Genomic DNA, 14,506 nt, shown 5'->3' on the forward strand with positions numbered 1-14,506 from the left:
AGGCGCGGGAGGATGTCAATCGCCGTGGGCCGCCCGGAGTTCCGGGAAGTACCGACCGTGGAAGTCGAAGGGGACCGCGTGCGGCAGCGTCGCCCGGGCGCGCTCCGCGAGCGTCTTGCCGTCGAGGACGAGCAGACGCGACCGGTCGGCGTCGACGTCGAGCGCCACCGTGAGCACGACCCCGTCGTCCTCGCTCTCTCCGTCGGGGGCCGGCACGAATATCGGCTCGCCGAAGTAGTCGCCGCCCGAGTCGAAGGTCCGGACGGTTCCCGTCTCGGCGTCCAGCTTCAGGACCCGGCGCGCCCACTCGGTGACCGGGGCGTCCATGCCCATCGCGTAGACGTACCGATGCTCTCGACACCACCGCGCGGGCGAACACGTCGGCAGCGCGCTCCCCTCGGCGGAGAGGGTCTCGCGAGCCACGTCGGCGTCGGAACCGCCGCCGTACCTCCCCGTACGGGTGTCGGACCCGAGGTCGACGGTGAACCGCTCGATCCGACCCGCGATGGCGTCCATCTCGCCGGCGCGGACGTTCTCCAGGTATAACGAGTCGATGGCGGCCGCGTCCGGGACCGTCTCCAGGTCGAAGACGACCTCGGCCCCGCCCTCCCGCTCGAAGGCGTTGACGTGGTGGAAGCCGAAGAGCGGGTCCGCGGTCGGCTCCGCGACGACCGCCCCCGTCGTCCGGTCGAGCACGACGATCCGCGTCCCGCGCTCGGGTTCCCACTCGAACTGCTCGATGAACGGCGGCTGTCGGCCGGGCTTCAGGAACCGGCGCGGGTCGAGCCGAAGCGGGAACTCCGTCAACACGACGTACCGTGGCGTGAGCGCGAAGCTGTGCATGTACGCCGGACGGTCGGTCTCGACGCTCCCGACGTGGCGCCGATCGCCGTCGGCGGTCCACGCGGTGACGTGGTACCGGCTGGTCCGACCGAACTCGGTGTCGACGGTGACGAGCGCGCCGGTCGCCGGGTCGCGCTTGAAGTGGGCGCACGAGAGCTGTCCGCTCGGCGCGTCGCCGTCGCGGTCGACGGCACCCGTCGTTTCGAGCGTGTCCGGATCGAACCCGACCCCCCTCGGCGACTCGGTCAGCGCGACGTACGCGTCGCCGACGCGCTCGGCGATGATGTTCGTGTTGTCGTACGGCTCCGTGAGAAACGTCGCCAGCCGCGAGCGGAGGGTCGTCTCGCCCGTGGCGAATCCGCCCTCGAACTCGCCGCTCGTCGCCGCCTCGTACGCGTCGGTCCGGAGGAAGCGGTTGCGGTAGTGGACGGCGCCGCCGTCGCCCCCGGCGACCGAACCGGCGTCGTCGCCCGGGTCGAAGGTGAATCGGTACAGCATCGCCAGCCCGTCGAACCAGTGGTCCACCTCGCTCCCGCCCGGGAAGGAGAACGCCCCGGGGCCGTTCCGGATCAGGCTCCCCCGGAGCCACTTGGGCAGGTCGCCGCGCACCGGAACCGACGCGTCGGTCTCCTCGCGGAGCGAGTGGAACCCGGCGTGCGAGTCCATGACCGATCCCGGGGGCGCGGCGGGCTAAGGTCTGACGGCGGCGCGAGGCGAACCGAGCCGCCAATCCCGGCGCGGACGGCTCACGCCGGGTCGGCGTCGAGGACGGTCGAGACGCGGGCGTTCTCCTTGATCCGGATCCCGGCGCCGCCGACCGATAGCGGGACCCGCGGGAGTTCCGTGACGCGGAGCGTCGGGTGGAAGGCGCCCCGCTCCAGCAGCGCGTCCCGCGTCTGGACCGCGAACCGAAGGTCGTTCCCGGCGATCGACTCGTTATGCTCGATAAGGTACGTGCCCGGGTCGAGCGACCACCACTCGTACTCGTCTTCGGGGTCGCGCTTCTCTCGCTCGTGCGGCTCGGCGCTCGCGGCCTCGAGCTCGCCCCCGCCGAAGTCGACGCGTCCCGGCCCGGTTATCTCGTAGACCTCGGCGACGGTCAGGTCGACGCCGTCGCCCTCGGTCTGCGTCGGTTCGTGCACGAGTCCGTCGATGTGGGTCGCGTACGGCGACATCGGTTGGCCCCTTGCCGCCGAAGCGACGTAAAATCACGCGGCGTACACGGGCCACGGGACGTGCGTGGGCCACGGGACGTGCGTGGGCCAGGGGACGTGCGCGGGCCACGGGACGTGCGTGGGCCAGGGGACGTGCGCGGGCCACGCGGCCGACGCCGCGGCCGCGTCGGTCAGTCGGCGGTCCGACCCGTCGGAACCCCGGTCGCCGCGGCGCGGCGCGACTGGAGGACGAACAGCGCCGTGGCGAAGCAGATGAACCCGGCCGCGAGCAGGAATCCGGTCTCCGTCGTGGTGAAGTCCATCGTCGTCCCGACGATGACCGGACCGACGACCTGTCCCACCTTCCAAGAGATGGAGCGCAGCGACATGGCGCTCGCGACCGACTCGCGACGCTCGCCCTCGTCGACGAACAGAGACATGCTCGCGGGCAGCCGGATCGAGTCGGCGATCCCGAGCAGCGAGTACGCGCCGAACAGCGCGAAGAATGCGCCGCCGAGCGTCTGTGAGTCGCCGAGGTACGACACCGTCACCGGCGCGACCGTCCCGTCGAAGTACGCCGCCAGCGGGATGGCCGCGGTGCCGACGCCGTACAGGAGCGCGCCGAGCGCGACGAACCCGTGGCGGCGGCCGTACTCGTCGGTGAGCCCGCCGACGAACCCCTGCGTGACCGCCTTCGTCGCCTTCCCGCCGGCCATGATCCAGCCGATGGCGAACGCCGAGATGCCGAACGAGGTCCGCGCGTATATCGGGAGGAAGATGATCACGGCCATCTTGCCGACGCTGAACGTGAACCGGAAGACGACCAGCGACCGGAGCATCGGGAGCGCGAGCAGCGACCGGAACGTCTCGACCCCGCCCGACTCCTCCGGGCTCTTCTGACCGCCGGGATCGTCGCGGAGGAAGCGCCACACCAGCAGGAACGCGCCGAGCGTGATGAGCGAGAGGACCGCGTACGCCTCGGTGAACCCGTAGGCGTACAGGAGGTAGCCGCCGAGGAGGTCGCCCGCGAGCGAGGAGACGGAAGCGAACTGGTTGTACGAGCCGAGCCAGAGCCCCTGGTCGTCGTCGGGGCTGATCTCGCCGATGACCGTCGCACCCGTGATCCAGAGCAGGCTCGCCCCGAGCCCCTGCACCATCCGGACTAAGACGACGTGGACCGGGTTGCCCACGAAGGCGAACCCCACGAAGACGGCGACGTTTATCAGGAAGCCGGCGAGCAGGTACCGCTTCGCGTTCCCCGTGTCGACCGCGCGCCCGAGGGGGAGCACGACGATCAGTTGGACGACCGCGAAGGCGGTGCCGAACAGGCCCTCGACGAACCCGGTGGTCCCGAACAGGTCCGCGTACAGTGCCAGCGCGATCAGGATCGTCGAGTACGCCTGACTGCGCGCGAAGGCGGTGCCGGCCAGCGACCCGAACTCCGCGTCGCGCAGGAGCCGCACCGAATCTCCGAGGGCCATGAGTCGCGGTGGACGATGTAGCGGGTACGGGTATAAAAGGCCGGCAGACCCGGCGGGGGCTGCTGGATTCGAGCGACCGGGTTTGAGTACCCGTCACGCCGTTTGACAACCCGCCTCGGCGCGATTCTCAGGCACATACCGCTCAATAGTCCACATCCCAGTAGCTATCATCGCGGCACACGCCGACCCACCCATAACTCTCATGCCACGTCTACCGCGTCTGACACGCGAGGCCTCGATCCGCCACCGGAGCGTCGGCCCGATCAGCGAACCCCGAGCGGAACGCGGGCTCGGAACCGCGACGCCGACTTCACGCGCCGATCGAGGTGTCGGCCGTACGGACGCCGCACTCCTCGCCTCTCGGTGGTGTGGCGTTCTGGGAATCGCCTCTCGCGGGGTGTCACGAGAGTCGACACTCCGACCCCGAGACCCCGGGGAGAGTGAAGGAGAACGTCGCGCCCTCACCGGGTTCGGAGTCCACCCAGATCTCGCCCCCGTGGCGTTCGACGATGCGTCTACACATCGCCAACCCGATGCCCGACCCGTCGTAGTCGTCGCGCGGTTCTACCCGTTGGAACACTTCGAACACCCGGTCTTGGTCCGTCGGATCGATTCCGATCCCCTCGTCCTCGACCGACACCGCCCACTCCCGACCGTCCCGCTCGGCCGAGATGCGTACTCGCGGCGGCCGGTCTCCGCTGTACCGCAGCCCGTTCGACAGCAAGTTCTGGAAGACCTGTCGGAGTTGGCTCGCGTCCCCCATCACTCGGGGGAGCTCCCCGACCTCGACATCGGCGTCGCACTCGCCGATCTGGACTTCGAGGTCCCGCAAGACGTCCGCGACCACGTCGTCGAGGTTAACCGGACACAGCGGCTCTCCCTCCGTCTCCACGCGGGAGTACTGCAGCAGCCCCTCGATCGTATCCCGCATCCGTTCGGCCCCGCCCACGGCGGAGTCGAGGAACTCCCGAGCTTCGTCGTTCAGGTCGTCACCGTAGCGATCTTCGATGAGCCGGAGGTAACTCGACACCATCCGGAGAGGTTCCCGGAGATCGTGTGAGGCGGCGTACGCGAACTGTTCGAGGCGCTCGTTCGACCGTTCGAGCTCCGACTCGTACTGTTTTCGCTCGATCGCCTCCGCGAGGACGTTCGCCACACTGACCACGAAGGAGACGTCGTCCTCGCTGAACGCCTGCGTCTCGGAGTCGTACACGCCGAGGATGCCCCACGGATCATCGGGTGAGCCGATGACCGTACTGATACAGCTCCGAACGTCGCGGTCCGTCGGCAACTCCGGCCCGCTGAACCGCGGTTCGGTCGGCAAGTCTTCGACGACGATGGGATGTTCGTTCTCTAGGGTGTACGCGGCCTGCGACTCCGCGTCAGCGGCCGACACCGTCACGTCCCCAACGACGTCCTCGTCCCAGCCGACCCCCTGCCGGATCAAGAGCGTTTCAGAGCCCTCGTGGAGGTCGAAGACGCCGCAGTACTCGGCGTCGAGCGCGTCGGAGAGCCTGCGGGCGGCCGCGTCGAGAAGGGCGTCGAGGTCGTCGACCTCGAGGGCGAACTGCCCGAGGTCGGCGACCGCCTGTTGCTGTCGTTCCCGCTCGTACGCCTCCTCTCTCGCTTCGTAGAGTCTCCGAGTCTGGAGGAGCATGTCCGCCGTGAGGTGGGATGCGTCGATGTCGAGTTCGTCGCTCAGGTCGATTTCATCCTCCCGCAAGAACGCGTCGACGAGCGGCGTGACGTCCTGGACGTGGTGGATGATGTACGAGAGGGCGTCGTTTGAATCGAACAGCGGCGTGTTGACCGGACTCCACCAGCGGTCTTCGAACTTGTCATCGGCGGCGTCTTGAGCCGGAACCGGATAGTGCGTCACCGGCATGACGTCTTCCACGTGCTGCTCGGTGACCCTGTTGAGCGACCGCTGCAGCCGAGGGACGCCTTCCGGGCTCGGGTCGTCGGGGTCGGCGGGGAATGTCTCGAACAGCGTCTGGCCGAGGATCGCCTCTCGTTCGGTCATGGTCGCCTCCAAGTACGCGTCGCTGACGGCGACGATCTCGTATTCGTCCGGTTCCACGATCAGGTAAGGGTCGGGGACGTTCTCGAACAGCTGACGGACGGTCGCTTCCGAGATACCGACCCCCGACGCGCCGTCAGAGTGCGGTCGCCACCAAACCTGAGTATTGGTACCGACGACTTTCGCCCCCAGGTCGCCCTGGCTGACCAGTTGTTCGAGGCGGTCATGGACGGCTCGCCGGTCCGCATCGAGGGAGTCTGCCACCTCCGGCGTCGTGAGGGGTTCAGTGGGATCATCGCGCTTGTCAAAGACAGCGAGCGTCTCAGCGTAGACGTCTCTCGGAGGGCCCGACGACGACATGCACCGGATATAATCCGTCACACGTAAAGTGGTTCTGGTGACCGGAGCGAGCAGACATCCTCTTATCGCCTGAATGAATTTGAGTCCCCCGTTGTAGTTGATATAAGCTTAGGCAGTTCAATTGGAACCTGGCATTCAGCGGACATCCTCGAAGGATCTATTGCCACTCAGTTGGTCACATTTCTACGTTATCGTAACCACTGCGCGTGACAGACCGGGACGCCTCGGCCGAATGTGAGTGAAAGGAGATCCACCCCGAAATCGCCTGACGTGAGAAATGTGGTCTACTTGAGGAGTCGCAGGAAAGTGCATGGGTTGGGGCGGATTCGAACCGCCGACCTGCCCGCCGTCGCGCGAATCCACACGCGCTCCGGCGCAGCACCGCAGGAGTGTGAACTCGGCTACTCATACTCTCCCAAGCCACCATCGCGGGGTTCGATTCAACCATGTCCGAATCCCGAACTCAGATGGCTCCGGAACGCGCGATCGAACGCTACCTGACCGACAAGAAACCCGAATGGGCTGAGTCGACCTACTACAACAACGCCTCGTCCCTCGGGCTATTCCTCGACTTCTGCGAGGAAACCGACCTCGACAATCTCTGCGATATAGACGGCTTCCACATCTCCGACTTCAAGAAGCACCGCCGAGAGGAAGGCGGCGTCAATGAAATGACCCTCTACAACGACCTCTGCTCACTCCGTAGCTTCCTCAAGTGGTCCAACTCGATGGGACTCATTGAGTCGTGGGTCGTGGAGAACATGGTCCTCAATGACCCCGACGAGAAGGTTCGCTCCGAGAAGATTGAACCGGAGACTGCGAACCAGATTCTCGAATACTTAGACGACTTCGAATACGCGACAGCTCGCCATGCTCTCTTTGCCGTTCTGTGGGATACTGGTATGCGTCTCGGAAACGCTCGGTCGTTAGATATTGACGACTACTATCCCGAAGAGAAATACATTGAGGTGTCTCACGATCCCGACGAAGGTACTCCACAGAAAAACAAGGAGCCTGCCGAACGAGAAGTAAATCTCCACGATTGGACGTGCGAAATCCTCGACGATTATCTACGGATGAACCATATCGAGGTGGAAGACGATCACGGTCGGACCCCACTCTTCACCTCAAAGCATGGTCGTATGGCGTTGTCTAATCTCCGGACACACATTCGACGTCTCACCCGTCCGTGTCACTACACCGGAGAGTGTCCTCACGATCGAGAACAGTCCGAGTGTGTCGCCGTGCAGGAGTATAACAAGGCGGCGCAATGTCCCGGCTCTCACAAGCCTCACGCTATCCGACGTGGAGCTATCACCCATTGGCTCAATGAAGGCCACCGGAAGGAGCTAATCAGCGACCGGATGAACGTTAGCATCCCGACGCTGGACAAACACTACGACGCCCGGACAGAATCCGAGAAGCGAGATCTTCGCCGAGAGATGTTCGATATGGAATAGTACTTCACCGACTTTTATAAATCCACGATCCCTATTCTTTATATGGATCTCACTCTCCGTCAGCTTGTCTTCCTTGAGCATGAAATGGAGAAGATAGTCGACTCAAAGGACCGAGACTCTGAGGATCGAAGTCATGCCTCCTCTGTGTTAGAACGCATTGAGGAGGAGTTACAACGGAAGAAAGAACAGCAAAACTAACGATCTCTGTATCTTGCGAACGGTCCTGAAAGATTCCTCCTCGCATCGCGTCGTGAACACTTTTCACTACCGAATGTGTCGGCTGTGATATGCCTGATAGCTCGGGGATTCTCGACGCCCTCCATGGAATTTCCTCTCGTCTGAACGAGGACATGAGCGAGAAGGACGTGGAGAACACCTTCCTCAATGAAGACTTCTACACCCTCCTTGGATACGAGGGAGCCGGACACGATCTCCGAAGCGAGTGGACACTGCCTGACAACCGTCGTCCGGATTACGTCACTCTCGACAGTAATGAGTCAGTCACGGCAGTCTACGAGTTCAAAACGAGTGGTCGTGAACTCGGTCCCCACGAAGATCAACTGTTCCACTACGTAGACGAACTCAAAGCTGACTACGGTGTTCTCACTAACGGAGACGAACTCCGAATCTATCGGCGGGAGGAACACTCGCGGCTTCTAACCATCTCTCTCGAAGACGCAACAGAGAGTGATGCCGCCGATCTCGAAGCAGCACTCCGAAAACCGGAATGGGACATTACTGACCCCGAGAGCGTTACAGCGTTCCTCGACGGCCTCGACGAAGTGGAACTCGACGGCCAGCTTGGACAGGAACACTTCTTCGAGACGTTCCGCTTGGAGGAGGACAGTCCCTTCGCTAATCTCGTGACGGCGATGATGGACTTGCTCGTCGAACTAAGGGACGAACAGGAAGCGAAGTTCGTGAAAGGAGCATACGACTTCTGGGAGGCAAGCTACGCCAGCGAACCAGACGAGACACCCGACTCGTGGGAACCGTTCATTGAGGGTGACCAGTCCCTCCGGGATTTCATGTTCTGTCTGGAGTCCGGTCATGCCCTTCTCGCACGTCTCCTCTTAGCGAAAGCCACCGACGATCACGACTTCTTCCCGAACAACAAGGGACTTCGTCGGTACTTCGATGAACTCGGTGGTTTCAGCGGGAACATCGAACTTGACGCCTATCCTGTCGCGGCGAACGGGATGATCGAGGATATGCGGAATCAGCTCGTCCAGAGTCTGTTCGAGGACGACATTTTCATCTGGTGGACGGACGGCTACGGCGAACAAACTGCGAGTCAACACGAGAACCCGTATAACCGCTTCCGTGACGTGGCTAAGGAAGGGAGCGAGGTAAGCAGGGTAAGTCCAGCAACCCGTGAGCGTTTCAGTCGCGCTATCGCTCACGTCTCTTTCGCGGTCCTCAAGTTCGACTTCGCGGAGATCGAAGGCGACCCGCTCGGCGATCTCTATCAGCGGTACTTCGACCCCGAGACCCGGAAAGCGCTTGGGGAGTTCTACACTCCACAGCCAGTCATCGACTATATCATGGACGGCGTGGACTACAATGTCGGCGTCTCAGAGGAGCGTCTTATTGATCCGTCGTGCGGTTCCGGGACGTTCCTCGTCGAAGCAGTCAATCGCTACCTCGACGACGTACGCCGGTACAACGACGACCCTGATTGGTCGGAACATCTCACCGAACTGTGTACGACGCCACACATCGTCGGACTCGACATTCACCCGTTCGCGGTGTTGATGGCGCAGATTCGCTTCATGGTCGCTATCCTTCCCGAGTATCGGGAGGCGAAGCAAGAGACTGAGAACTTCACCATTCGACGGCTTCCGATCTTCCGAACTGACTCCCTGCGGAACGAGCGTGAGCTGACGGGGATCGATCTCGGCGACGACGGGCAGACTCAGATGACGCTTGACTCGATCACGGAGGACAGTCAGGACGTGAAGATCCCCGTGCCCCTACCCATTGAGGTCGATGAGGATGAGGTAGCTGACTCCGAACTTGAGGACGGTTTTCTCGTCCAGCGAGTGCGGATGCCAAAATACGATACGGCCAAAGTGAACGCCGGTGTTCGGAACTTTGGGGAGTATTACGCGGCCCTACAGGGTGTCCTCGACGTGGTGAAATTCCACATGCAGGAGAGTTGGTGGGAGTACGGTGGTGGCCTCGAAGAGGGAATCCATCGTTACACGACTCGTGAGTATGAGGGCGTTGAGGAGTTCTTTGAGCCGTACGTCAACGACATTCTTGCGACGGTTCGCTACCTCCGAGAGGATCACGGTGACGGTCGGTTGTTCAAGATGTTCGAGGACAGCGTTCTCGCGCTCGTCGTGAAGAACTACATGGAGTACCAGTACGTCGTCGGCAATCCTCCCTACGTCCGTATTCAGAACCTTCCCGATCAGCAGAAAGCGATCCTCGACGAACTGTACGACTCCACCACAGGGAACTACGATCTCTACTGTCCGTTCTATGAGCGGGGAATTGACTGGCTCGAAGAAGGAACGGGAAAGCTCGGATATATCACCCCAAACCAGTTCATGGTGACTGACTACGGGGACGGGCTTCGTCGTGTCCTTCGAGAAGAAACCGCTCTCGATGAAGTGTACGACTTCCGAGATTCAGGCGTTTTCAAAGACGCGACGAACTATCCGGCTATCGTAATTGCGGAAGACGAACCGGACGAAGACACTCGTGAGGAGAATCAGATTCGGTGTGTCCGGGTGAAGGCGAACGTCGATGAGGACACAGGGAGGGCATTAGACGAGGAGATCGTCGCCGCTGTGCGCGACCACCGCGGAGATCCGGGGTACTCGGACGAGTTCATCGACGTGTTCGACTTCCCCCAAGGGGAACTTGGCGATGGATACTGGTCGATGATGCCCCCGGAGGAGTTGGAGGTTTTCCGGAAGCTCGAAAACGAAGCTGACGACCGCATTGAGTCGGTTACTGACGCCGTGTTTCAGGGGATACGGACGAGCGCAAACAAGATCTACATCGTTGACGTTCTGGATGCTGACCGGATAGAGTCAGACGATACTGGCGACGTTGTAACCGTCGTTCCTACTGGTGAGTCGAAGCAGTACGAGATTGAGACAGACCTTCTTCGACCATTCCTGCAAGGGGACGAAGTGAAACGCTGGCGGGGAGATTGGTCAGGTCTACACGTTGTTCACCCCTACTTTGCCGAGAAAGACGACAACGGAGATCTCGATGCGGGACTCTACTCGCAGGATTATCTACAGGAGAACCTTCCAAAGACATGGAACTTCTTCACGGACCATCAAGAGGCGCTTGAAGCTCGGGAGGGTGGACGGATGGAGGGACGTGATGACTGGTACGGCTACATCTACCCAAAGAACCTCGGCAAGTTCGAGAATCCAAAGATAGTCCAAGCACACATTTCGGAAGATGCAACCTTTATGATAGACGAGCCAGGGACTTGGTACTTCACAACCGCCTATGGTGTTCTCCTAACTGAGGATTTCCGAGAGAAGACACAGGAGATCGCTTGCCAATTGAACTCGAAGGCTCTCGACTTCTACTTCAAACACATCACGACAGTCAAAGCTGGTGGTTACTACGAGTACCGTTCGCAGTACGTCGAAAAGCTTCCGTGTATAACTTCGGAACCGAATAGGGAGTTCAACACCCTTCGGGGGCGGGCCGGAGAGATTACCGATAGCATCGACTTAGAGAGTAGGACTGACCGCTTCCCCGAAGCCTATCTCGGAGATTTCGACGGTAACCTCGGGTACATCGACTACGAGTGGCAGACACGACGCTATCCGGTGAACGCAGACATTCAGGAGAAAGGAACAGAGGGGTGTTTTGCTGTTACCGCTGGTCGCTCCGACGAGATTACCGATCCGCTCATGGATCGAGGTGACCGTGAGGAGCGGAAGCTTCGAGCGCAGTATGTCCACACCGCTGTAGATGGTCGGAACATGAAGAAGGGAGAAGAACAGACGATTCCTATCCCACGTTCTCGCGACGGTGTGGAAGAACTCATTGAGGCGCTGGAGACAGATCGGCAAACTGTCGAAGAGACAAGTATCGAAGAGCTGGAAGCGGAAATCGACGAGACTGTGTACGACCTGTTTGATCTGACTGTGGACGAGAGAGAGGTTATCGAGGATTATCTGGAAGTGTTTTAACAACAGGTCTACCCCCCAAACACCCTCCGGGTATTAGATAGAAGAGTTCGTTATAGAAAGTGCCCAATGAATATCGGACTCATTCAGGACGTGGCTGTCATACTTGGATTGTCTGGTGCCGGTCTGTTTGCTCATGAGTTGGTCCATTTTCTATTCGGGCGTATATTCGGAGGAAATACGTTCTTCTCTCGATATTGGTTTGGGATTCCGACTCAGGTGGATTTTCGAACACCACACGAGATGAGTAACCGACAGGTCAAGGCAACTGCTGGGGGCGTTCTCATATTTCCGTGTATCGCACTCCTTGGAGCGTACTTACAATCAATCCCGATTTTTGCCTTCGGTGTTGGGGGTATCGGAGTCAGTATGACTGACATGATGGGTTACCAGAACCCCGAGGCATGGAAAGATTTTACCGCAGGTGAGTCGGTGACCCGGGAAGATTTCGAGTAGCAGCAGAGGGTGGGATCGAGTTTCGGTACTTTGAGGCCACCACATTCGAAAGACTTGGCAGATGGACAGTCAATCGACCTCCAAGATCGACTCGATGGTCCGTACCGTCGAGAGGATCATCGCGCAGAATGACGAGGCTCCCAGCCAGTTCGATGACGACTACACTCCCGCTTCAGAAGTATCAGCTAATTCCGATTCGCGTGTTACCGATCCAGAATCCGTAGACCTATTCTGATGCGTTGATTGCGGTACGCTCTCAGATCTCTTTCACCCATCCGATCTCGTCGGTTCGTTTCTCGAATCCTTCCGTCTCAAGGATGTGTTCCATCGCAGAATGGATCACGTTGTTCGTCGTGACCTCAGAGGCTCCCTCTAATCGACTTCGACGAATGAACGCATTGAGGGCAGCTCGTGCCACTCCATTATTTTGGTACTGTGGTTCAACGACAAGATGCTCTATCTGACCCGGCATCCCCTCTATTGCTCCGAGGTGATCTCCCCCGATCAATATGTTGTATCCAATCATATCATCTGTGAGGATCACATCGCTCTGGTCGACGTTGTCCAGCCGTGGATCGTCTGGTTCCATCATTACCAGATAGTAGTATCCACAGTAATATAAAATTATTGATATAAAGAATTAAAGACCGATCTTTGTCTTTGGACAGCCGATTTGGGAGGAACCTCTCCGGAGAATCAATCCTTTGAGGCGATGTAGTTTCAGCTGTAGCTCGGCGTCAGAAATGAACTAAAAAATAATCGCACCGCTCGCAGTCTCTACTTCTTCCGTTGAGACATACGTCGACGCTGCTTCTTCCCAGACCCACCAGGAATCCCACGCAGTCGCCCACCAGCTGGCGACGACTGGATCGTATGAGAGTGAGAGTCTTTCCCGCGTCCCTTCCCGAGGTTACTCGTGTCGGGACTAATGCTCGGTTGCGAGGGTTGAGTCTGCTCAGTACGGTCGACAAGTTGGGCCTCGAAGTGAGATCCCTGATCGACCAACCGCACGTCGTATTCTACACCGACCTCTCCGGCAGGAACGAGGACGGTCTTACCAGCGTGCTGCTGGTGAGCGATGGCGTTGCCGCTGTTGCTGACGCGGTCAACAGTTATCGTCTGTGTCTGGGGTGCCATCCGCTCACAAACAACACATGATAGCTGTATAACTGTTCGGGTATCTTATAATTTGGCTGGGAAACAGCTAACCTTGGAGGGGAAATATTGGTAGGTTATAGGGTAATTCTGGTTTTTGGGACAACTATGTGCTACTCCACGGAAAATAAAATCCCAGACGCCAATCGCACCAGGTCAGCAAAAGACTGAGCGTGTGATAGAAATATTCGCAAGGGTTTGATTTCATCTGCGATTCGATGAATCAACTGTCAGAGCCAGCGTGCTAATTGAGTTTGCCACCTTCACCATTCGCTTTTGCGTGTTGTATTATCCCGACAAACACAGAAGAAGACATGAAAAACAGAATAGGAATGAGTACTTGACCAGCAGCAAAAAATATGAGCGTTATAACAGTTACACCCAGCATCAGTACTACAGGGTATTTCCCTGCAACTAAAACTGAAGCGTATGCAAAATATTTCACAAACTCACTCTCGTCTGAAGATTTTGAATGAGAAGTAGGAGCGTCAGCACCTGTATGAATCGCGTTGTGGCACTCTTTACACAACGTAGTGAGGTTAGATTTTTTATTTGAACCACCATCCTTGAGAGGAACAATATGGTGTACATGTAATTCTACATTATCGGTGTATGAACTTCTCTGGCAATTTTGACAGGTGTAATTATCCTCCTCTCGTACCCTCTTGATACGACTCTGAGGAGGTCGCGTATCTGCCATAATATACCTCTTATGTCCAAATATTTGTAATTTTATATATCAACAAAATGTTCTTTTGCCATATTTATGATTGTATTTATTCATTCCGAACAGCTACTGACTCTACGCTCTGTACTGAGCGATTCCTGTGTAGGTGTGAGAAGACTTCTATGACACCCTCACTAAACCTGTAAAATAATGGTTTGTGAAGTGTTCTATAGCACCCTCTCTGGAAAATCAATCCTTTGAGGTGAGGTAGCACCAGCTGTATCTCAACGCCAAAATTGAACTGAAATAATCGCTCCGTGCGCAGTCTCCACTCCTTCTGTTGAGTTTTACACAGATTCTTTGTCTACAAACGATATTGGTCTTCTTGTTATAAACCTCCCCACACTAATTGACACCCTCTAATAACTCTCCGCTACTCCAGGAATCGTCCTCAAGTAGTTCTTAATCCGCTGTCAGCCACTAAGTTGACTTCATATTGGACTCCTTTGAGTGCCCGCTGCCGCCGCAAGTTCTCACCGCTTATTCCAGCCTTCAATTAGAGCGGACAAGTTCCTCCGCCTCCAAGGATTCCTTCGTACGATTGAATCTTGTAAATGATTTCTCCCAAACCCCTACATCATTAGTAGTGTGATAGGGTTTATATAGGGGGTGTGGTGCTATTGGTCTCCCGATGACTGAGGGAGAGCATAGTCGGGAGCGAAAGACGAGTTACGTTGTACG

The 14,506-nt window shown here is 58.6% G+C and carries 10 protein-coding genes; 4 read left to right on the forward strand and 6 right to left on the reverse strand.

Translation table 11 applies throughout. The features are described 5' to 3' along the window. Window positions 1-15 precede the first annotated feature (15 nt). The 4 genes from DJ81_RS16815 to DJ81_RS16830 form a co-directional block, all read right to left on the reverse strand. Window positions 16-1,509, reverse strand: coding sequence for a carotenoid oxygenase family protein (locus DJ81_RS16815; RefSeq protein ID WP_094590702.1), 1,494 nt, complete (start codon window positions 1,507-1,509; stop codon window positions 16-18). A gap of 80 nt (window positions 1,510-1,589) precedes the next feature. Beyond that, window positions 1,590-2,018, reverse strand: a complete 429-nt coding sequence (locus DJ81_RS16820; protein WP_094524672.1) for a dCTP deaminase — start codon at window positions 2,016-2,018, stop codon at window positions 1,590-1,592. Window positions 2,019-2,188: 170 nt separating this feature from the next. Beyond that, window positions 2,189-3,478 carry an MFS transporter gene (locus tag DJ81_RS16825; protein WP_094590704.1) on the reverse strand — a complete coding sequence of 430 codons (1,290 nt, stop codon included), beginning with the start codon at window positions 3,476-3,478 and terminating at the stop codon, window positions 2,189-2,191. A gap of 400 nt (window positions 3,479-3,878) precedes the next feature. Further along, window positions 3,879-5,762, reverse strand: coding sequence for an ATP-binding protein (locus tag DJ81_RS16830; RefSeq protein WP_212589851.1), 1,884 nt, complete (start codon window positions 5,760-5,762; stop codon window positions 3,879-3,881). Window positions 5,763-6,325: 563 nt separating this feature from the next. Between DJ81_RS16830 and DJ81_RS16835 the strand changes: the two genes are divergently transcribed. From DJ81_RS16835 to DJ81_RS18925, 4 genes are all read left to right on the forward strand, one after another. Then, window positions 6,326-7,318, forward strand: a complete 993-nt coding sequence (locus tag DJ81_RS16835) for a tyrosine-type recombinase/integrase (protein ID WP_170938355.1) — start codon at window positions 6,326-6,328, stop codon at window positions 7,316-7,318. A gap of 42 nt (window positions 7,319-7,360) precedes the next feature. Further along, window positions 7,361-7,516: a hypothetical protein gene (locus DJ81_RS16840; RefSeq protein WP_212589852.1), complete on the forward strand. Its 156-nt coding sequence runs from the start codon at window positions 7,361-7,363 to the stop codon at window positions 7,514-7,516. Window positions 7,517-7,605: 89 nt separating this feature from the next. Continuing rightward, window positions 7,606-11,490 (forward strand): Eco57I restriction-modification methylase domain-containing protein, encoded by a 3,885-nt coding sequence (locus tag DJ81_RS16845; RefSeq protein WP_094590711.1) that lies wholly within the window; start codon window positions 7,606-7,608, stop codon window positions 11,488-11,490. A 66-nt stretch (window positions 11,491-11,556) separates the two neighbouring features. After that, window positions 11,557-11,943 carry a hypothetical protein gene (locus DJ81_RS18925; protein ID WP_141212605.1) on the forward strand — a complete coding sequence of 129 codons (387 nt, stop codon included), beginning with the start codon at window positions 11,557-11,559 and terminating at the stop codon, window positions 11,941-11,943. 256 nt (window positions 11,944-12,199) lie between these two features. Here the strand turns inward: DJ81_RS18925 and DJ81_RS16850 are convergent, their stop codons facing one another. After that, window positions 12,200-12,535, reverse strand: coding sequence for a GNAT family N-acetyltransferase (locus DJ81_RS16850; RefSeq protein ID WP_094590713.1), 336 nt, complete (start codon window positions 12,533-12,535; stop codon window positions 12,200-12,202). Window positions 12,536-13,342: 807 nt separating this feature from the next. After that, the gene (locus tag DJ81_RS16860) at window positions 13,343-13,798 is read right to left on the reverse strand and encodes an HNH endonuclease (RefSeq protein WP_094590717.1); all 456 of its coding nucleotides are present in this window, start codon (window positions 13,796-13,798) and stop codon (window positions 13,343-13,345) included. Between the last annotated feature and the right edge of the window lie 708 nt (window positions 13,799-14,506).

It is taken from the genome of Halorubrum sp. Hd13 (assembly GCF_002252755.1).
Classification (GTDB): domain Archaea; phylum Halobacteriota; class Halobacteria; order Halobacteriales; family Haloferacaceae; genus Halorubrum.